This window comes from Mesobacillus jeotgali (genome assembly GCF_900166585.1).
Taxonomy (GTDB): domain Bacteria; phylum Bacillota; class Bacilli; order Bacillales; family Cytobacillaceae; genus Mesobacillus; species Mesobacillus jeotgali_A.
On sequence record NZ_FVZC01000004.1, the window covers coordinates 30,336 to 50,176 of the forward strand.

Below are 19,841 nucleotides of genomic sequence, written 5' to 3' on the forward strand. Positions count from 1 at the left end.
TAAAAATGTGTTTGTGGCGGGCTTCACTCTTATGCTGAACAGGATCATAACTTTAACTGCCCTTTTATAATGGTATTTTAAGATGCTGAATTTTACTTTCCAAGCCATGCCCAACCCTTTAAATTAGAAATGATAAAAGGGACCAAGAAGGTCTTTCATTTATTACGTATACTTTACAATTGGATGAATGCCATATGGCTTTAAGCTGTTAGGTTCGGGCTGTGATATAATACGTTTGAAACTGAAATTGGAAGGAGATGGGCGATGAAGCCCGTTGCAGACTCGAAGGAATTGATGAAGGGAGCCATGATACTGACGCTGGCAGCCCTTGTCACAAAAATATTAAGCGCTGTTTATCGTGTCCCGTTTCAAAATATTGTCGGGGATATTGGTTTTTATATATATCAGCAGGTTTATCCGTTTTTCGGTATTGTTATGATTTTATCTACATATGGATTTCCTGTTGTCATATCCAAACTGTACACAGAGGAGCAAGCTGCCGGGAATATCGGCAGGGCTGATCGGCTTTTGGCGGTCTCCCTTGTTTTTCTCAGCATGCTTGGAGTTCTTTTGTTTTCATTTTTTTATTTTGGTGCCTCATGGATAGCAGGGAAAATCGGCGACCCAGAACTAAGGCCTCTATTTAAAGTCGTTTCCGTACCATTTTTACTCTTCCCATTGATTTCTGTCTTCAGAGGCTATTTTCAAGGAAAGGGAAATATGGTACCCACAGCAATTTCTCAGGTTTCCGAGCAATTCATCCGTGTTGCCACCATCCTGATTCTGTCAGCGGTCCTGGTTCAGCAAGGCTTCTCACTTTATGTGACGGGAGCAGGTGCTGTACTCGGGTCAGTAACCGGAGGACTGGTGTCTATCGTCATTCTCGGCTTTTTTTTCTTGAAAAACAGAGGACCAAGCTTATTTGAACATTTAAATCCAAAAAATCTTTTCAACGACGCAGCGTGGGTGATAAAGGCTCTGGTTGTCCAGGGGCTAGCGATCAGCATCAGCGGCATGCTGTTAATATTGCTCCAGCTCGCGGATTCATTGAACATGTATACTTCTTTGCTCAATATGGGCATGACAGCAAATGAAGCGAAGTCGGCTAAGGGAATTTTTGACCGGGGACAGCCGCTTATCCAGCTTGGTACCGTTGTCGCCACATCGATGTCATTGAGTCTAGTACCGGCAATTTCCGGTGACAAGTCAATTAATCGTCGTATTAATATTCTGCCGAAAGTCAGGCTGGCACTTCAGACAAGCCTGATTTTTGGCGCAGCAGCTTCAGTAGGATTATCGAGCATCATCGTCCCAGTGAATATTATGCTGTTTGAAAATGGCGATGGATCGAACGTTCTCGGAGTGCTCAGTATGATGATTCTATTAGGCTCTGTCATCCTGACAATTATGAGCATTCTTCAGGGTCTAGATCGATCGCTTTTCCCGGCAGCCGTCGTTTTGGCCGGTTTTGGCCTGAAATATATATTGAATCTTCTGCTCATCCCGGATGCCGGGACAATGGGCGCAGCCTATGCTACCCTGATTGCCATGATGGCTGTCATGGTGGTCCTGATTGTAAAATTGAGGCGGGAGCTGGGACAGCCAGTTTTATCGCTGGCTTCAATCCTGAAAATCCTGCTTTCCTCAGCAGTGATGGCGGTTTGTTTGCGGTTGTTTTTATTTATAACAGATTTCGGTTATGGATATATTGAACCTGACAGGCTTGGAGCGATTTTCCAGGCGTTCAGCTCAGTGGCAATCGGTGCGCTTGTTTATTTTTTCGTGCTGGTCAAAACGAGGGCATTGACTGAAGATGAGATGGCTGCCCTGCCATTCGGCAGCCGGATTGTACAGCTGTTCTCCAGGTAATGCCTGGCTAGAGAGTCGTTTATAAGAAGGAGGAAGCAGGAAATGACAAAAAAGATATTGATCATCGGACTGGGAGCGGGCGACCTAAACCAGCTGCCGCTTGGTGTATATAAAAAATTGCAACAGGAGAAAAACCTGTTTTTGCGGACGAAGGAACATCCTGTGGTGACTCAGCTTGAGAATGAAGGGATGCTGTTTCAATCTTTCGATGCAATCTATGAAAAGCATGACCAGTTTGCGGATGTATATGAGGAAATCACGGAATTTTTGCTGGCTGAAGCATCCAAGGCACCTGTAATCTATGCGGTTCCTGGACACCCTTTGATTGCCGAGCGGACTGTACAGCTTTTGCTTGAAAGAGGTCCGGAACGGTCTACAGAAATCGAAATCGGGGGCGGCCAAAGTTTCCTTGACGCCATGTTCCAATCCCTGGAGATTGATCCGATCGAAGGATTTCAGCTCCTTGATGGTACCGATCTGGAAAAAGAGGATCTTCTGCTGAAGAATCATACGATCATAGGGCAAGTCTATGATGCCTTTGTTGCATCTGATGTCAAGCTGACGCTGATGGAGAAATTGCCTGATGACTACGAGGTCTATATTGTTACGGCTGCCGGAAGCAGTGATGAAGTGATTAAAAAACTGCCCTTATATGAGCTTGACCGCGAGATGGAGCTGAGCAATCTGACATCGATTTATGTTCCCCCGGTAAAAGATGAGCAGATTCTATACAAGGATTTCCAGAAGTTGCGTGGAATTATATCAGAACTGCGAGGTCCAAATGGCTGTCCGTGGGATAAAAAACAAACTCACCAGTCTTTGAAGAAATATTTAATTGAAGAATCCTATGAGTTGATCGAAGCAATCGACAATGACGATATCGACCATATGATAGAGGAATTGGGAGATGTGCTTCTGCAGGTCATGCTTCATGCCCAGATCGGTGAGGATGAAGGTTATTTTACTATCGATGATGTCATAGAAGGTTTATCGTCGAAGATGGTTCGCAGGCACCCACATGTTTTCGGTGATAAGACAGCGGAAAATGAAGAGGACGTTATGCGAAACTGGCAGGAAATCAAGGAGCAGGAAAAGGGCGGATCCGTAAAATCTCTGCTCGAGGGAGCGGGCAAAGGCCTTCCCAACCTTCTAAAGGCATATGAACTGCAAAAAGAAGCGGCAAAGGTCGGATTTGACTGGAAGACGGTTTCACCAATTCTTGATAAGGTTAAAGAGGAAATTGAGGAGCTGTCAGCTGAAATAAACGAGAATGGCCAGTTTGAAAATATTCAGCTGGAATATGGTGACTTGCTGTTTGCGCTCGTGAACTTTGCAAGGCATTACAATATTAATCCTGAAGAGGCATTACACAAGACAAACCAGAAATTCATGCGGCGGTTTGCCTTTATTGAACAGAAGGCCGCTGAAAAAGGCCGGAACCTCGAGGATCATTCACTTGATGAGCTGGACGCCTACTGGGACGATGCAAAGAAGCAAGGATTGTAAGGTAAATCAAACCAATTATTAAAAAGGGGTTTAACTGCGATGAGGCTGGATAAATTTTTAAAGGTGTCAAGATTGATCAAAAGAAGAACATTGGCGAAGGAAGTATCCGATCAGGGAAGGATTTCAGTCAATGGAGTCCCGGCAAAAGCGAGTACTAATGTAAAAGCGGGCGATGAACTGGCAATCAGATTCGGGCAAAAGATAGTATCTGTTAAAATTGAACGGATTCAGGAGAATTCCCGAAAGGAAGAAGCCGCTGAAATGTATACGATTCTTGGGGAAGATCGAATCCCAGGGGACGATGAAGAGTAAACCAAGCTTAGCCTGAAGGCTTGTTCTATTCTCCCTCCTTCAATCATAAACATGTACAAAAGTGCATTATGATTGTGAGGGGTTATGATGAGCCAATATTATGAAACGAATCAGACAAAGAGCAACTTGCCGGATCATGACTTAGTGATGAGAGGCAGACGGACATTGGAGATCACGGGTGTAAAACAGGTTGAAAGCTTTGATAATGAAGAATTTTTATTAGAGACGGTCATGGGTTTCCTGGCAATCAAGGGTCAGAACCTTCAAATGAAGAATCTCGATGTCGACAAGGGTGTTGTATCAATCAAAGGCAAAATCTTTGATCTGGTCTATCTCGATGACCAGCATGGGGAGAAAGCTAAAGGGTTCTTTAGCAAGTTATTCCGATGACACTGTCGACCCAATTTTTGACGATGCTCGCCATGATTGGGATGGGCAGCCTATTCGGAGCTTCACTTGATACGCATAATCGGTTCTTGAAAAGATCAAAAAGGAAATCCTGGATTGTCTTCATCAATGACATCCTGTTCTGGTTATTTCAGGGCTTGTCGATTTTTTATGTGTTATTTTCAGTCAATATGGGAGAATTGCGTTTTTATATCTTCCTTGCATTACTTTGCGGCTTTGCGGCCTATCAAAGCCTTTTCAAGAAAATGTATCTGAAGCTGCTTGAGCGAGCGATATCCATCACCATCAGTATCTATTTATTCTCCGTGAAGGCTGTCAGGCTCATTGTGGTCAGGCCATTGCAAGTCCTTGCCGCTACTGCTCTATCACTCTTCATTCTGACGGGGAGGGGCCTTTACGTCCTATTGAAATGGCTTCTTTCCGTTTTCTTATGGCTGGTGAAAAATATCCTTTGGAAGCCGGTTATGATGATTTTCCTACTTTTTTGGAAACTTTTGCCGAAAACAGTTAAAAAAAGCGTCGAGAAGTTATATAATAAATTGGCAGGATTTCTAATAATAGTAAAGAATTATTTCACTAAGCCGATAAAATGGATAAAGAAGTTAAAAAAGTAGAACGTGTTACGTAATTTTCTTTGTCATATAGAATTGAAATGAAGAGCCGAAACTAAAATAACCAAAAAATAAATGTAAGGGGGACTGCGGGGAATGAGTGTCATCAGGAAAAAGAAGATAGCAAAAATTGAAAATCAATATATACAGCAGCGTGAAAAAGCAGGTATAGCTGAAACCAGGAAGCGAAAACTGCTTTTCAGGCGCCTCGCAGTCTTTGCTTTATTCGCATCGATTATTTCATATTTAATGATCTCAACGTTCATTTCCCAGACTGCGGACCTGGACAAGAAGCAGGCGCAAAGAGCGCAGCTTGAGCAAAAATTAGCAAGCCTCCAGAAAAAGCAGGAAGTTTTGGATGAAGAAATCGTCAAATTGAACGATGACGAATACATAGCGAAGCTTGCCCGCAAGGAATACTTCCTTTCAGAAAAGAACGAAATTATCTTCAACCTTCCTAAAGAGAAAAAGGACTCCCAAGATTCGCCTTATTGACACTCTTTTTTTATATTCTGTATAATATAATGTAAGTTTGATTTTTTATATCTTTAAGGAGGCAAAACTTTTTTATGTCAATCGAAGTAGGCAGCAAGCTACAGGGAAAGGTAACAGGCATCACAAATTTCGGGGCGTTCGTGGAACTGCCGGGAGGATCAACTGGACTTGTCCATATCAGTGAGGTTGCAGACAATTATGTCAAGGATATCAATGACCACCTCAAAGTAGGCGACCAGGTTGAAGTGAAGGTCATCAATGTTGAGAAAGACGGTAAAATTGGGCTATCAATCAAGAAGGCTGTAGATAGACCAGAAAGACCAGAAAGACCTGCAAGACCAGAAAGATCTGATCGACCATATTCCCAGCGTCCACGCGGCGGCGGCAGAGGAAACGACAACCGCAATGCCCGTCCAGAAAATTTCGAGTCAAAAATGGCGAAATTCCTGAAGGACAGTGAAGACCGTTTGTCATCTCTGAAACGTGCTACCGAATCCAAGCGCGGTGGAAGAGGAGCCAGAAGAGGATAACTTGCTGCTAAGTCAATATAAATAATAGCAGGTAATATGCTATATCAAGACAAGTCTTTCGAGGCTTGTCTTTTTTATTTTTACAAAAGGTGCATTTTGGCTAGACAAGAGACTCTGCATAAACCCGAAAATGAAGCAAAGATCGAAAAGTGGTAAAAGGAGAGACTCTGCATTGCCCGAAAATGAAGTGGAGAGAGAGAAACGGTAAAAGGAGAAGCGCTGCATTGCCCGAAATTGAAGTGAAGAAGGGAAAATGGTAAAAGGAAAAGCTCTGCATTGCCCGAAAATGAAGTGGAGAGATAGAAACGGTAAAAGGAAAGGAGCTGCATTGCCCGAAATTGAAGTGAAGAAGGGAAAATGGTAAAAGGAAAGACTCTGGATTGCCCGAAAATGAATTGAAGAGAGAAAAACGGTAAAAGGAGAGGAGTTGCATTGCCCGAAAGCGAAGTGGAGAGGGGAAAACGGTAAAAGGAGAGGCGCTGCATTACCCGAAAATGTACCGAAGAGCAGACAACGGTAAAAGCTTTGGTTAAGTATGACATAAAAGTTGGAGGCAATTTATAAACAGAAATAATAAAGTAAATAAAAAACCCCGTTCCTTTAAAAGGAACGAGGTTTTATTTGATGACCCCTACGGGATTCGAACCCGTGTTACCGCCGTGAAAGGGCGGTGTCTTAACCGCTTGACCAAGGGGCCGTATTAAAATGTCTTGATATGATTCCGTCTTTTGCGCCTAGTATCTCGGGAGGTGCTTCAGTCTTGAGCAGCTCAAGTGGTTTCAGACCGTCATGCTTGTCGGGCTGACCGAGGAGATTGCCTTACACTTTTTTAAAGTAGCGGCGGAGGGGATCGAACCCCCGACCTTACGGGTATGAACCGTACGCTCTAGCCAGCTGAGCTACACCGCCATATTGAGATTGTTTTGAGGCACAAGAAATATAATACATAGATATTAAATTGGTGTCAATGTATTTTTAAAAAAGAATCATAAAAAATAAAAGGTAATTTTTTATGCTCCCAAAGACTTCAGTATTGGATAAAAAATTATCCGTGGTATTTCGAGTAATTGCTTCGTTTACGGGGAAATGCGTCGAACGAAACTTCGATGCTTGTCCTTGTTTTTGACAAACTTCTGAATTGCTCCCTCTTATAATAATCAGCAACGATAAAAAAGTGGGGAGTGTATTTAATGCAAAAGGTAGAAAGGAACATGATGGAACCGATCGGTGAAGTTCATCTCGAGGAATCTCGATTCAGATTGGCAAAAGGCATGTCGAAGCTGCAATCCAAGATCGAAACACTTTTCCTGAAAAAGGGCTTAATATTCCTGATTATTGGATTCTTGCTTGGCCGTGCCTTAATACTGGCGCAGCTGACCCCTTTTAGCCTTCCGTTTTTTGCCGCCGTTTACCTCATCCGTAAGGACCGCGCTCCTATTGCGCTGTTTGGACTGGTTGCTGGAGCTGCAACCCTGTCATTTACTGACGCTGCTTTCACCTTCGGTTCGGTATTCTTGTTCTTGCTGTTATATAAATTTACTAAGAAGTGGATCAAGAATGATTTAAAGGTGCTGCCATTCTATATATTTTTCACTATTTTAATAGCCAAAATGTTGAAAGCTCTCATTTTGTCAGGAAATATCACTTTATATGAAGGGATGATGGCTGGAGTCGAAGCCGGCTTGGGGCTTGTATTGACCTTCATTTTTCTGCAGAGCATTCCTTTGATGACTTCAAGCCTGCGCAGGCAATCTTTAAAGACTGAGGAGATCGTCTGCTTGATCATCATGCTCGCTTCCGTGATGACAGGTACAATTGGCTGGACAATCTATGATTTGTCGGTAGAACACGTTATGTCTCGGTACCTGGTCCTTATTTTCTCATTTGTCGCAGGAGCAACAGTAGGTTCCACAGTCGGTGTCGTAACAGGTTTAATATTCAGCCTGGCAAATGTGTCGAGTTTCTACCATATGAGCTTGCTAGCGTTTTCTGGATTGCTCGGCGGCTTGCTGAAAGAGGGGAAGAAACCAGGTGTAGCACTAGGGCTTTTCATTGCCACATTGCTGATTGGGATGTATGGAGAGGGCGGAGGCGCACTTACCCAAACGTTGACCGAATCGGCGGCGGCAGTCCTGCTCTTTTTCCTGACTCCGCATTCACTTACCTCAAAAATCGCAAAACATATTCCTGGCACCCCGGAATATTCCGCTGAACAGCAGCAATATATGAGGAAAATGAGAGATGTGACAGCACAGCGTGTCGTCCAGTTCTCTAATGTTTTTGAGGCATTGTCAAAAAGTTTTTCCACATTGCAGGTGCAGGATGAAACAGTTGAAACAGACCGCGATATGGATTATTTCTTGAGCAATGTCACCGAAAAGACATGTCAGACATGTTTTAAAAAGGACCATTGCTGGACAAGGAACTTTAATACAACCTATGACTATATGAGCGAAATTATGCAGGAGATGGATCAAAATTCCGGTACAGTGCCTCAGAAACTTTCCCGTGAGTGGGATAAGCATTGCACGAGATCCAAGAAAGTACTCGAAATCATGCAGCAGCAGCTTACCTACTACCAGGCGAACCGGAAGCTGAAAAAGCAGGTACAGGAAAGCAGACGGCTTGTGGCTGATCAGCTGTTAGGTGTATCAGAAGTAATGGGGGATTTCGCAAAGGAGATACAGCGTGAACGTGAAAACCATTCTAAGCAGGAGGAACAAATCCTCGAAGCTCTCCAGGATTTCGGCATCCATATCGAACATGTCGAAATCTACAGCCTCGAACAGGGCAATGTTGATATTGATATGACGATACCGTATTGCCAGGGGCACGGTGAATGCGAAAAACTGATTGCGCCTATGCTTTCCGATATCCTTAAGGAAAACATTGTAGTTAATTCGGAGGAGTGCTCTACATTCCCGAATGGCTTTTGCCATGTGACGTTCCGATCTGCGAAGGCTTTTGCCGTAGCGACAGGGGTAGCGCATGCCGCTAAGGATGGCGATCTCGTTTCCGGGGACAGCTACTCGACGATTGAACTGAGCGGCGGGAAGTACGCAATCGCAATCAGTGACGGAATGGGCAATGGAGAAAGGGCTCATTCAGAAAGCAGGGATACGCTATTATTGCTCCAGCAAATTTTGCAGTCAGGAATCGAAGAAAAAGTGGCAATTAAGTCAGTCAACTCGATTTTATCGCTAAGGACGACCGATGAAATTTTCTCAACACTCGATTTGGCCATGATCGACCTGCAGAATGCGTCAGCCCGGTTCTTAAAAATTGGTTCGACGCCTAGCTTTATCAAACGTGGCAGCAAAGTGATGAAGGTCCAGGCCAGTAATCTGCCAATGGGAATATTGCAGGAGTTCGAGGTGGATGTCGTAGGAGAACAACTCAAGGCAGGCGACCTGCTGATCATGATGAGCGACGGTGTTTTTGAAGGACCTAAGCATGTAGAGAATTATGATTTGTGGATGAAGCGGAAAATTAATGAACTTCGGACAGAAGACCCACAGGCAATTGCAGACTTGATCATGGAGGAAGTCATCCGTTCCCGGGATGGCTCAATTGAAGATGACATGACGGTAGTCGTGGCAAAGATCGACCACAATATCCCTAAATGGGCTTCGATTCCAGCGACCAATTATCAAAAAAGGGCTTAACCATTTAATTTGAGCAATATGCTATTTCTTTATGTATGAGGAAGTATAATTTTCACTTCAAGAAATGTCTAGCTCCAGCGCCTAGCCAGTTTTCATTCTTGATTGGGCTTTCTCGAGTATCTTGCGATAAGCGTTAGCTTTGAGCAGCCTGAGTCGCTTCGGTCCTGCCAATGAAGTCAAAGAACGACTTCACTGTCAGGCCCTCCAGATCTTGTATAGGCTGACCAAGGCGCTTTCGCATTTCATATGTATATTTCCCCTTTACTTCGTCGAAAATGGTAACAAATTTATCATAGGGTTCTTTCTTTTACTAGATTGTAAAAGTTGAGCCTGGAAGTGAGGGGATTGCATGAAAACAGGCACAATCAGGCAAATATTGCTCATAACAGATGGCTGCTCAAATCAGGGTGAAGACCCGATTGCAATGGCTGCTCTGGCTAAGGAGCAGGGAATTACGGTGAATGTCATCGGTGTGATGGAACAGGATGTTATAGATGAACAGGGAATGACAGAAATCGAGGGTATTGCGATGTCCGGCGGCGGGGTCAGCCAGATTGTTTACGCGCAGCAGCTTTCCCAGACAGTCCAGATGGTAACAAGGAAGGCTATGACCCAGACCCTTCAGGGAGTGGTCAATAAGGAGCTTCAGCAAATCCTTGGCGGAGGCAGGACAGTAGAAGACCTTCCTCCTGAACAGCGGGGTGAAGTCATGGAGGTTGTGGATGAGCTAGGGGAGACGGTTGAGTTGGATGTGTTGATTCTTGTCGATACAAGCGCGAGCATGAAGCATAAGCTCCCTACCGTTAAAGAAGCCTTGCTGGACTTAAGTCTGAGTCTTAATGCACGGTCTGGAGATAATCGTTTTTCAGTATTCGTATTTCCCGGGAAAAGAAATGATGTCGAAAAATTGCTGGATTGGACCCCAAAGCTTGAATCACTTACAAGCATTTTTGCCAAGCTGACGACCGGCGGTATTACTCCGACAGGTCCTGCCATTCGCGAAGCCCTTTCTTATTTCAATAAAAAACGATCTTTAAGGAGCCTTCTGTCCCGTGATGATGAATCCTTCTTTGAAGAATCTGTGTAAGGTCATCCCTGGAACGATCATTGAGGGGAAATGGCATCACAATCGCTATACAATCATTAAAGAGCTTGGCTTTGGAGCGAATGGGATCGTCTACTTAGCTAGGCATAACAATATACAGGTTGCATTGAAAATGAGTGACAATGGAATGTCGGTTACTTCAGAGGTCAATGTATTGAAAGCTTTTGCCAAGGTCCAGGGATCTGCCCTCGGGCCTTCTTTGATGGATGTGGATGATTGGGAACGTCCGGGTAAGAAAGTAAGCTTTTATGTGATGGAGTTCATCAAAGGACCAGATTTCCTAGCTTTCCTCCAGCAGAAAGGGCCGGACTGGACTGGAGTGATGATTCTCCAGTTACTGGCTGATTTGCAGCAGCTTCATGAAAATGGCTGGATTTTTGGTGATTTAAAGCCGGAAAATTTGATTGTGACAGGACCACCGGCCAGAATCCGCTGTATCGATGTAGGCGGAACAACGCTGCAGGGGAGGTCAATAAAAGAATTTACGGAGTTTTTTGACCGGGGTTATTGGGGACTTGGCAGCAGGAAGGCAGATCCACGCTATGATCTTTTCGCTGTCGCCATGATCATAGTCAACACAAGTTATCCGAAAAGGTTCACGAAGAAGTCAGGCGGAATCAGTGAAATAATGGATATGGTGAAGCAAAAACCCGATTTAGGAATTTATGAAAAGGTCATATATAATGCTTTGTCTGGCAAGTATCAGTCAGCAAAGGAGATGAGGACCGATTTATTGCAAGTCCATCAGCCAGATTCATCACCAAGAAACAGACGGCATCCACAAAGGACCGGAGCTCAAAAGCAGCCCCAGCAACAAGCTGCAAGCAATATGAAACAGGCTGCAGCCTCAGCGGGCGGCCAAACGCGGAAGCGATACAACAAGAGCAAGAGGAAATCCTCAGCTCTTGAAACAGTCACGATCATTCTGGTTATCTCAATGCTTTATTTTTTCTATATTTATAGTCAAGTTACTTGAGTAATTTTGAAACCTTTTTGCCTGCTTATACGTAGAAAGGGGATTAGAGCCCTGATTTTTGATAAAGTGATGGGGAAAGTGTTAAGCTGAATAATAATAAACCTATTTACAAGATTAATGGATTGCCGGCTTGGGTATAGAGTTAAATCGGCAATGCCGGGTTAGGAAGAACATGATGATTGATATGAAGGTGAATGCTTTTCTTGAAAGGCATGATTTTCAGCTGAATAACAAGTCAATTGCAGTCGGTGTATCCGGCGGGCCGGATTCGCTTGCTCTGCTTCATTATTTATCTCAGCAGCGAGAACGGAAATTACTCAAAATTGTTGCGGTCCATGTAGATCACATGTTCCGAGGTGAAGAATCGTATCAGGATGCTCTTTTTGTAAAAGCTTTTTGTGACAAACACAACCTTCCATTCGAGATGAAAAGAATTGACGTTCCGGCTTATATGCGGGAGACGGGGTTAAGCTCCCAACAAGCTGCCCGTGCCTGCAGATACGCATTTTTTGAGGAAGTAATGGAGAAGCATCAGCTCCAATACCTTGCCCTTGGACACCATGGTGATGACCAGGTTGAGACGGTATTGATGAGGCTTACGAGGGGAAGTTCTGGAAAAGCCAGGGCTGGTATTCCTTTTTCCCGTAAGTTTGGTCCTTTCTCGATTTTCAGGCCGTTTCTATGTTTGACAAAAGCGGAACTGGAAGATTATTGCGCCCTAAATTCCCTGGAACCTAGAATCGATCCCAGCAATGACAAGACATACTATAGCAGGAATCGATTCAGGAAAACTGTCCTGCCATTTTTAAAGGAAGAGAATCCTGCAGTCCATGAGCACTTCCAGCGTTTCAGCGAAGAACAGCAAATGGATGAAGAATATCTTCTTGAATTAACAAAGGAAAAATTGAATAAAGTAATGAAGAAAGAGGACAAAGGGATTACAATTGGTATTAGTTCTTTTCGGGAAATGCCAATGCCTTTACAAAGAAGAGGGATTAAACTAATATTAAATTATCTTTACAATGATCGACCTGCTTCTCTTTCCGCTATACATATTGAAAAGATTTTTTCAATAATTCGCAACCCCCATCCGTCAGGAACTCTTGATTTCCCCAGCGGTTTAAGAATCATACGATCGTATGGAAATTGCCACTTCAAATTGAATCCGCCAGAAAGGCATAGCTATCGTTACGAAATATCAGGATCAGATCAGCTAATTTTGCCCAATGGTGATGTCATTGATGCCCAATTGCTCAATGATGTTCATGTCGGGGATGTTTCCAATCATCGTTTCGTCATCGACCTGGAGGAATCAGGGACTCCCTTATATATCCGTACCAGGAAGAATGGGGACCGGATGTCATTGAAGGGAATGGAGGGTTCTAAGAAGCTGAAAGATATTTTCATCGATATGAAAATACCTATAAATGAGAGGGATGAGTGGCCGGTTGTGACAGATCGGGAAGACAGGATCCTTTGGCTTCCGGGCCTGAAAAAATCGAAACATGAAGCAGATGAACAAGGAAACAGGTTATTACTATTAACTTATATAAAGCATTGATATCTTCCAGGGGGCACAATGATCATGATGAAAAATGATATTGAAAAAGTATTGTTTACAGAAGAGGAAATTCAGGAAAAGACTAAGCAGCTGGCGGCAGAATTAACGGAAGAATACAAGGACCGCTTTCCGCTGGCAATCGGTGTCTTAAAAGGCGCAATGCCATTCATGGGCGATCTGCTTAAACGTACGGATGCTTATCTAGAAATGGATTTCATGGATGTATCAAGTTATGGCAATGCGATGGTATCATCTGGTGAAGTTAAGATCCTTAAGGACCTTGATACTTCAGTAGAAGGAAGAGACATCCTCATCATCGAGGATATCATCGACAGCGGCCTGACACTCAGCTATTTGGTTGAGCTGTTCAGATACCGAAAGGCAAAGTCCATAAAGATTGTTACACTGCTAGATAAACCAACAGGAAGAAAAGCCGACATCACTGCTGATTATGTAGGATTCATTGTTCCTGATGAGTTCGTTGTCGGATATGGACTTGATTATGCGGAAAAGTACCGTAACCTTCCATATATCGGTGTTCTAAAGCCAGAAGTGTATACGAAATAAAATGGTTGAATTTAGTGAATTTAATTTATTATTTCGCCTAACAACCAAATATTCTGAATGTTAATTTCTTGTATTAGCATAAATTGCTATGATACTATTTAGTATAGTTTGTCTACCGTGGGAGGAGGTAAGGGATGAATCGGATCTTCCGTAATACCATCTTTTATTTATTGATATTTTTAGTCATTATCGGAGTAGTAAGCTTCTTTAATGGCAATAACCAGCCAACTGAACAAATCACTTACGATAAATTCATACAGGAACTTGAGGCAGGTAATGTCGAAGGTAATCTTTCGCTGCAGCCTGAACGCGGTGTGTATGAAGTTAGAGGTCAGTTGAAGGGCCAGAAGGAAGGCCAGGGCTTCATTACTTATGTTTGGAACAACCCGGAAACATTGAACCGCATTGAACAAGCGGCTGCAAGTGCAGATGTCGAGATTAAGCCTGCCAAGGAAACTAGCGGATGGGTGACATTCTTTACATCGATCATTCCGTTTATCATTATTTTCATTCTATTCTTCTTCTTGCTTAACCAGGCTCAGGGCGGCGGAAGCCGTGTCATGAACTTCGGAAAAAGCAAAGCAAAGCTTTATAACGAAGAGAAGAAGAAAGTCCGCTTCAAAGATGTCGCGGGCGCAGATGAAGAAAAGCAAGAGTTGGTCGAGGTCGTTGAATTCCTTAAGGATCCTCGTAAATTTGCTGAGCTGGGAGCCCGTATTCCAAAGGGAATCCTGTTGGTAGGACCTCCGGGAACAGGTAAAACTTTGCTTGCTCGTGCTGTAGCTGGAGAAGCGGGAGTGCCGTTTTTCTCAATCAGCGGTTCCGATTTCGTTGAAATGTTCGTCGGTGTCGGTGCATCACGTGTGCGTGATTTGTTTGAAACAGCTAAAAAGAATGCTCCATGTATAATTTTCATTGATGAAATCGATGCTGTCGGCCGCCAGCGTGGTGCTGGTCTTGGCGGAGGGCATGACGAGCGCGAACAGACGCTCAACCAGTTACTTGTTGAAATGGATGGCTTTGGTGCCAACGAGGGAATCATTATCGTAGCTGCTACAAACCGTCCTGATATCCTAGATCCAGCATTGCTGCGTCCAGGCCGTTTTGACCGCCAGATCACAGTAGACCGTCCTGATGTTACTGGACGTGAAGCTGTACTGAAGGTACATGCGAGAAATAAGCCTCTTGATGAATCTGTGAACTTAAAGAGCATTGCAGCCCGTACTCCAGGTTTCTCTGGTGCAGATCTCGAGAACTTGTTGAACGAAGCAGCTCTTGTCGCAGCGAGAAGAAATAAGAAGAAGATTGACATGTTGGATTTGGATGAAGCAACAGACCGCGTCATTGCTGGTCCAGCTAAGAAAACCCGTGTCATTTCCAAAAAGGAAAGAAATATTGTTGCCTTCCATGAAGCTGGCCATACAGTCATTGGCGTGGTGCTTGATGAAGCAGAAATGGTCCATAAGGTAACTATTGTCCCTCGTGGGCAGGCAGGCGGCTATGCCGTCATGCTTCCTAAGGAAGATCGTTACTTCATGACGAAGCCGGAGCTTCTCGATAAAATCACCGGATTGCTTGGCGGTCGTGTAGCGGAAGAAATCGTCTTTGGCGAAGTGAGCACTGGTGCTCACAATGACTTCCAGCGTGCTACAGGCATTGCAAGAAGAATGGTAACTGAATTCGGAATGAGCGATAAGCTTGGGCCATTGCAGTTCGGCCAGTCACAAGGTCAGGTTTTCCTTGGACGTGACTTCAACAATGAACAGAACTATTCTGACAAGATTGCATATGAAATTGATCTGGAAATCCAAACAATTATCAAGGATTGCTATGCAAGAGCGAAAAGCCTGCTTACAGAGCATCGCGAAAAGCTTGATATAATCGCGAACACTCTGCTTGAGGTTGAAACTCTTGATGCAGAACAGATCAAGCATTTGATTGACCATGGCCGTCTTCCTGACCGCAGTGTCAGCGTGAATAATGACGACGTAAAAGTAAACATCAACACAAAAAGGGATGAGTTGCCTGCCATCGAAGAGACTGACAAGAAACTCGATTCAGTCATTGAAAACCCGAAGGCAATTGACGAAAATCCAAAAGAATAGATTTACGCAGCAGGTGCTCTATTAGGAGCACCTGCTTGTTTTTTTCAATGAATTTGGAATTTACCCAGAAAAAAGGTAGGGAACAGCAGCTGATAGAGCAGATAATCAAGATCACATAATAGAGCCATTCAGGGGAGCATCGCAAGCAGCTTATGCTGCTAATCAAGCTCTATATTTGGTTTACTTTATTTAGTGTATTTCTGGCGATTATGATATGATATTTGCAGTATTGGTCCAGAAAACTATAAATAAGTTGGTGAATAGGTTGATTTTTGTTTTTGACGTCGGGAATACAAATATCGTGTTGGGTGTTTATGAACAGGAAGAATTGAAACACCATTGGAGAATTGAAACAAACCGCCATAGAACTGAAGATGAATTCGGGATGATTGTCAAAAATCTTTTTGACCATGTCAATCTTTCTTTTTCTGATATTGATGGAATTATCATATCGTCCGTCGTACCGCCGATCATGTTCTCACTTGAGAGAATGTGCCAGAAGTACTTCAACAGAAAGCCATTAGTTGTCGGCCCTGGAATCAAGACAGGCCTTGATATAAAATATGAAAATCCAAGGGAAGTCGGGGCAGACCGAATAGTCAATGCGGTTGCGGCCATCCATGAATATGGCAGCCCGCTCATCATCGTCGATTTCGGCACGGCGACAACCTATTGTTATATTAATGACCATAATCAGTATATGGGCGGAGCGATCGCGCCTGGGATCGGTATATCCACTGAAGCCCTTTATTCGCGTGCTGCCAAGCTACCGCGAATTGAAATCAGCCGTCCTGATGACGTAATTGGAAAGAATACGGTCTCTGCCATGCAAGCAGGTATCCTTTATGGATATGTTGGACAGGTAGAGGGAATAGTTAAACGGATGAAAGATAAGAGTGCGGTCCCGGCGCAAGTGATCGCTACTGGCGGACTGGCGAATTTAATCGCCCAGGAATCAAATATCATTGACGTAGTCGATCCTTTTTTAACCTTAAAAGGACTGCAGCTTATCTATAAACGCAATATCGATAAAAACAATTAAGCTTCCTGGTAGGAGGACACATTTAACTTTACAGCATGAAGGGAGTAGAAAAATGAGCGATTATTTAGTAAAGGCACTTGCATTTGATGGACAAGTAAGGGCATATGCGGCAAAAACAACTGAAACAGTTGGTGAGGCTCAGCGCCGACATTACACATGGCCAGTGGCATCAGCTGCGCTGGGCCGGACAATGACGGCTGGTGTGATGATGGGTGCAATGCTCAAAGGCGAGGATAAATTAACGGTTAAAGTAGAAGGCGGCGGTCCGCTGGGTGTGATTCTAGTTGACAGCAATGCTAAAGGAGAGGTCAGGGGATATGTCTCAAATCCTCATGTCCACTTCGATTTAAATGAGCACGGAAAGCTGGATGTTAGACGGGGTGTCGGTACAGACGGAACACTTACTATCGTTAAGGACCTTGGTCTGCGTGACTATTTTACAGGACAGGTTCCAATTGTTTCAGGTGAGCTGGGCGAAGATTTCACTTATTATTTCGCAACATCCGAGCAGGTCAATTCTTCGGTTGGAGTTGGAGTGCTGGTCAATCCGGACAACTCTATTAAAGCGGCAGGCGGTTTCATCATCCAATTGATGCCGGGAACCACTGAAGAGACCATCTCTGCGATCGAACAAAGACTGCAGTCCATTCCGCCGGTCTCAAAGCTCATTGAAAAAGGGCTGTCACCTGAGGAACTGCTTGAGGAATTGCTCGGCGAAGACAATGTCAAGTTCCTTGATACAATGCCGGTATCATTCGTGTGCAACTGCTCAAAAGAACGATTCAGCAATGCTTTAATCAGCCTTGGCGCTGAAGAAATCAGGGATATGATCGAGACAGATGGACAGGCAGAAGCACACTGCCATTTCTGTAATGAGAAATACATGTTTACAAAAGAAGAACTAGAAGAGATAGAGAGAGAAGCAAAATAAGCGAGTGGTTGGGGGAAGAGAATTGGAAAAAAAGCGGCTTTGGTATATTATTGCCGGGTTAGCCTTAATGAACGCAATAACTCTTATAATGCTGCTGGCCAGACCTGCTTTTCTTGAAGGGAACAAGGAGAGTGTGGCGGAAATTGGCAAAGAGTCGATCACCCGCCAGGAATGGCTCACTGAGCTTGAAGAAAGATACGGACAAGAGACGCTCAGGGACCTGATCGACCAGGAAGTAGTCAGGCAAATGACAGATGAATATGGGATTGAAATATCCGATAAAGCTGTCGAGCGAGAACTGACAATCTATAAAGCGATGTATTCATCACCAGGAAATGAGCCAAAAAGCGAGGAAAAATGGAAGCAGCAGATTAAATACAGTTTGCTGCTCGAAGAACTTTTGACGAAGGATGTCAAAGTATCCGAAAAGGATATGAAATCCTTCTACGAACAAAACAAGAGTCTCTTTGACATCCCTGCTTCGTACCATCTGTCACAAATCGTCATTGCAACGCAACAAGACGCAGAATCAGCGGTAAAGGAATTGAAAGAAGGTTCCAGCTTTGCTGCACTGGCAATGGAGAGGTCGATCGATGAGTTCTCTGCTAATGAGGGCGGGGATATCGGCTTTATAACGGAAGAAGATGAACTTATTTCACCTGCGGTTATCGGAGCAGCAAAATCCCTGGAACCAGAAGAATGGACTGGACCCGTAAAAGTAGAGAATGGGTATGCCATTATTTACCTTCATGAAAAACTTGAAGGGAAGAAGTATAGCTTCAAGGAGGTCAAGAACCAGATTCGCAGACAGATTGCCCTTGAACAAATGGATATTCCTGTTTCTGCACGTGCATTTTGGAATGATGCGGAAGTCAGCTGGTTCTATGGCGAAGGCAGCGAAAAATAATGGTGAAGCACTGGTTATATAAACCGGTGCTTTATTTATTTTTCGCTCTGACTGGTAACGAACGCTGTCTTTTCTTGTTTACGGCGATTTAAAATAGGATAGTTTAAAAAAGGATGGGCAAAAGAGATATATCTGTTTTTGTCGAAGCATACTGATTGACATAGACTAAAAGTACTGGTAAATTTTAATAAAACCAACAAAAATACTCGGAATAGAAGGTGGATAATATGGTACGTATTGCAAACTCCATTACTGAGCTGATCGGCCAGACACCAATCGTAAAATTGAACAGACTTGTTGATGAGCAAAGTGCAGATGTATACCTAAAGCTTGAATATATGAACCCTGGCAGCAGTGTTAAGGATCGTATTGCCCTTGCGATGATTGAGGATGCCGAATCAAAGGGTAACCTGAAAAACGGGGATACGCTCATTGAACCAACAAGCGGCAATACCGGCATCGGACTTGCGATGGTAGCGGCTGCAAAGGGCTATAAAGCAATTCTCGTCATGCCTGAGACTATGAGCATGGAGCGTCGGAACCTGCTGAGAGCCTATGGAGCTGACCTCGTATTGACTCCTGGTCCTGAAGGAATGGGCGGAGCTATTCGCAAGGCAGAGGAGCTCGCTAAGGAAAATGGTTATTTCATGCCTCAGCAGTTCGAGAATGAAGCCAACCCTTCCATCCATGAACAAACGACTGGACCAGAAATCGTCGAGCAGATGGGTGACCAGCTTGATGCGTTCATTGCTGGCATCGGTACAGGCGGAACCATCACCGGTGCAGGGAAAGTCCTCCGTGAAAAATATAAGGATATCAAGATTGTTGCTGTAGAACCGACAGACTCACCGGTTTTATCAGGAGGAAAACCAGGTCCTCACAAGATTCAGGGAATCGGAGCAGGCTTCGTGCCTGGCGTTCTTGATACCAATGTATATGATGAAATCATCAAGGTGGAAAATGAACAGGCATTCGATTATGCCCGTCGTGCGGCTAAAGAGGAAGGTATCCTTGGCGGAATCTCTTCTGGTGCAGCGATTTACGCTGCACTCGAAACAGCAAAAAAACTAGGCAAGGGCAAAAAAGTCCTCGCCGTGATTCCGAGCAATGGCGAACGCTACCTGAGCACACCGCTTTATCAATTTGAAAACTAACATATAAGGAGAGGCAGGCTGTTTAGCTTGCCTCTTTTTTATGGTTAAAGCGCCTGGCTTTTTTGAATACTGCAGAAAAGATGTGTTATCAAATAAC

17 protein-coding genes and 2 tRNA genes are annotated in these 19,841 nt (G+C 44.0%); 17 read left to right on the forward strand and 2 right to left on the reverse strand.

Going from position 1 to position 19,841, the window contains the following annotated elements; genetic code table 11:
* Positions 1–264: 264 nt before the first annotated feature.
* From B5X77_RS00455 to B5X77_RS00485, 7 genes are all read left to right on the forward strand, one after another.
* Positions 265–1,869: a putative polysaccharide biosynthesis protein gene (locus B5X77_RS00455; protein WP_079504194.1), complete on the forward strand. Its 1,605-nt coding sequence runs from the start codon at positions 265–267 to the stop codon at positions 1,867–1,869.
* A gap of 42 nt (positions 1,870–1,911) precedes the next feature.
* Positions 1,912–3,375 carry a bifunctional methyltransferase/pyrophosphohydrolase YabN gene (gene mazG / locus B5X77_RS00460; RefSeq protein WP_079504195.1) on the forward strand — a complete coding sequence of 488 codons (1,464 nt, stop codon included), beginning with the start codon at positions 1,912–1,914 and terminating at the stop codon, positions 3,373–3,375.
* Positions 3,376–3,414: 39 nt separating this feature from the next.
* Entirely contained in the window at positions 3,415–3,687 is a 273-nt protein-coding gene (locus B5X77_RS00465) for an RNA-binding S4 domain-containing protein (protein WP_079504196.1), read from the forward strand.
* A gap of 87 nt (positions 3,688–3,774) precedes the next feature.
* Positions 3,775–4,077: a sporulation protein YabP gene (gene yabP, locus B5X77_RS00470; protein WP_079504197.1), complete on the forward strand. Its 303-nt coding sequence runs from the start codon at positions 3,775–3,777 to the stop codon at positions 4,075–4,077.
* A complete protein-coding gene (gene yabQ / locus B5X77_RS00475) occupies positions 4,074–4,709 on the forward strand; it encodes a spore cortex biosynthesis protein YabQ (protein ID WP_079504198.1) in 636 nt (211 codons plus the stop codon). The genes yabP and yabQ overlap by 4 nt, the downstream gene beginning before the upstream one ends.
* Before the next feature lie 93 nt (positions 4,710–4,802).
* Positions 4,803–5,201: an FtsB family cell division protein gene (locus B5X77_RS00480; protein WP_079504199.1), complete on the forward strand. Its 399-nt coding sequence runs from the start codon at positions 4,803–4,805 to the stop codon at positions 5,199–5,201.
* Between the two features lie 74 nt (positions 5,202–5,275).
* A complete protein-coding gene (locus B5X77_RS00485) occupies positions 5,276–5,731 on the forward strand; it encodes a S1 domain-containing RNA-binding protein (protein ID WP_079504200.1) in 456 nt (151 codons plus the stop codon).
* A 625-nt stretch (positions 5,732–6,356) separates the two neighbouring features.
* Here B5X77_RS00485 and B5X77_RS00490 read toward each other — a convergent pair.
* Both B5X77_RS00490 and B5X77_RS00495 read right to left on the reverse strand, forming a co-directional pair.
* A tRNA-Glu gene (locus B5X77_RS00490) sits at positions 6,357–6,428 on the reverse strand.
* 138 nt (positions 6,429–6,566) lie between these two features.
* Positions 6,567–6,640: transfer RNA gene (locus B5X77_RS00495), tRNA-Met, on the reverse strand.
* Between the two features lie 281 nt (positions 6,641–6,921).
* Here B5X77_RS00495 and spoIIE point away from each other — a divergent pair.
* From spoIIE to cysK, 10 genes are all read left to right on the forward strand, one after another.
* Entirely contained in the window at positions 6,922–9,396 is a 2,475-nt protein-coding gene (gene spoIIE, locus B5X77_RS00500; protein ID WP_079504201.1) for a stage II sporulation protein E, read from the forward strand.
* 349 nt (positions 9,397–9,745) lie between these two features.
* The gene (locus tag B5X77_RS00505; protein WP_079504202.1) at positions 9,746–10,483 is read left to right on the forward strand and encodes a vWA domain-containing protein; all 738 of its coding nucleotides are present in this window, start codon (positions 9,746–9,748) and stop codon (positions 10,481–10,483) included.
* Positions 10,452–11,477: a protein kinase domain-containing protein gene (locus tag B5X77_RS00510; RefSeq protein ID WP_079504203.1), complete on the forward strand. Its 1,026-nt coding sequence runs from the start codon at positions 10,452–10,454 to the stop codon at positions 11,475–11,477. Before B5X77_RS00505 ends, B5X77_RS00510 begins: the two co-directional genes overlap by 32 nt.
* A 175-nt stretch (positions 11,478–11,652) precedes the next feature.
* Positions 11,653–13,038: a tRNA lysidine(34) synthetase TilS gene (gene tilS / locus B5X77_RS00515; RefSeq protein ID WP_079504204.1), complete on the forward strand. Its 1,386-nt coding sequence runs from the start codon at positions 11,653–11,655 to the stop codon at positions 13,036–13,038.
* A gap of 27 nt (positions 13,039–13,065) precedes the next feature.
* Positions 13,066–13,605: a hypoxanthine phosphoribosyltransferase gene (gene hpt / locus B5X77_RS00520; RefSeq protein WP_445081450.1), complete on the forward strand. Its 540-nt coding sequence runs from the start codon at positions 13,066–13,068 to the stop codon at positions 13,603–13,605.
* 134 nt (positions 13,606–13,739) lie between these two features.
* Entirely contained in the window at positions 13,740–15,710 is a 1,971-nt protein-coding gene (gene ftsH / locus B5X77_RS00525; RefSeq protein WP_079504205.1) for an ATP-dependent zinc metalloprotease FtsH, read from the forward strand.
* A gap of 265 nt (positions 15,711–15,975) precedes the next feature.
* Entirely contained in the window at positions 15,976–16,752 is a 777-nt protein-coding gene (locus B5X77_RS00530; RefSeq protein WP_176167186.1) for a type III pantothenate kinase, read from the forward strand.
* 52 nt (positions 16,753–16,804) lie between these two features.
* A complete protein-coding gene (gene hslO, locus B5X77_RS00535) occupies positions 16,805–17,683 on the forward strand; it encodes an Hsp33 family molecular chaperone HslO (protein WP_079504207.1) in 879 nt (292 codons plus the stop codon).
* Positions 17,684–17,705: 22 nt separating this feature from the next.
* Positions 17,706–18,590: a peptidyl-prolyl cis-trans isomerase gene (locus tag B5X77_RS00540; RefSeq protein ID WP_079504208.1), complete on the forward strand. Its 885-nt coding sequence runs from the start codon at positions 17,706–17,708 to the stop codon at positions 18,588–18,590.
* 227 nt (positions 18,591–18,817) lie between these two features.
* A complete protein-coding gene (gene cysK, locus B5X77_RS00545) occupies positions 18,818–19,744 on the forward strand; it encodes a cysteine synthase A (RefSeq protein WP_079504209.1) in 927 nt (308 codons plus the stop codon).
* Positions 19,745–19,841 lie beyond the last annotated feature (97 nt).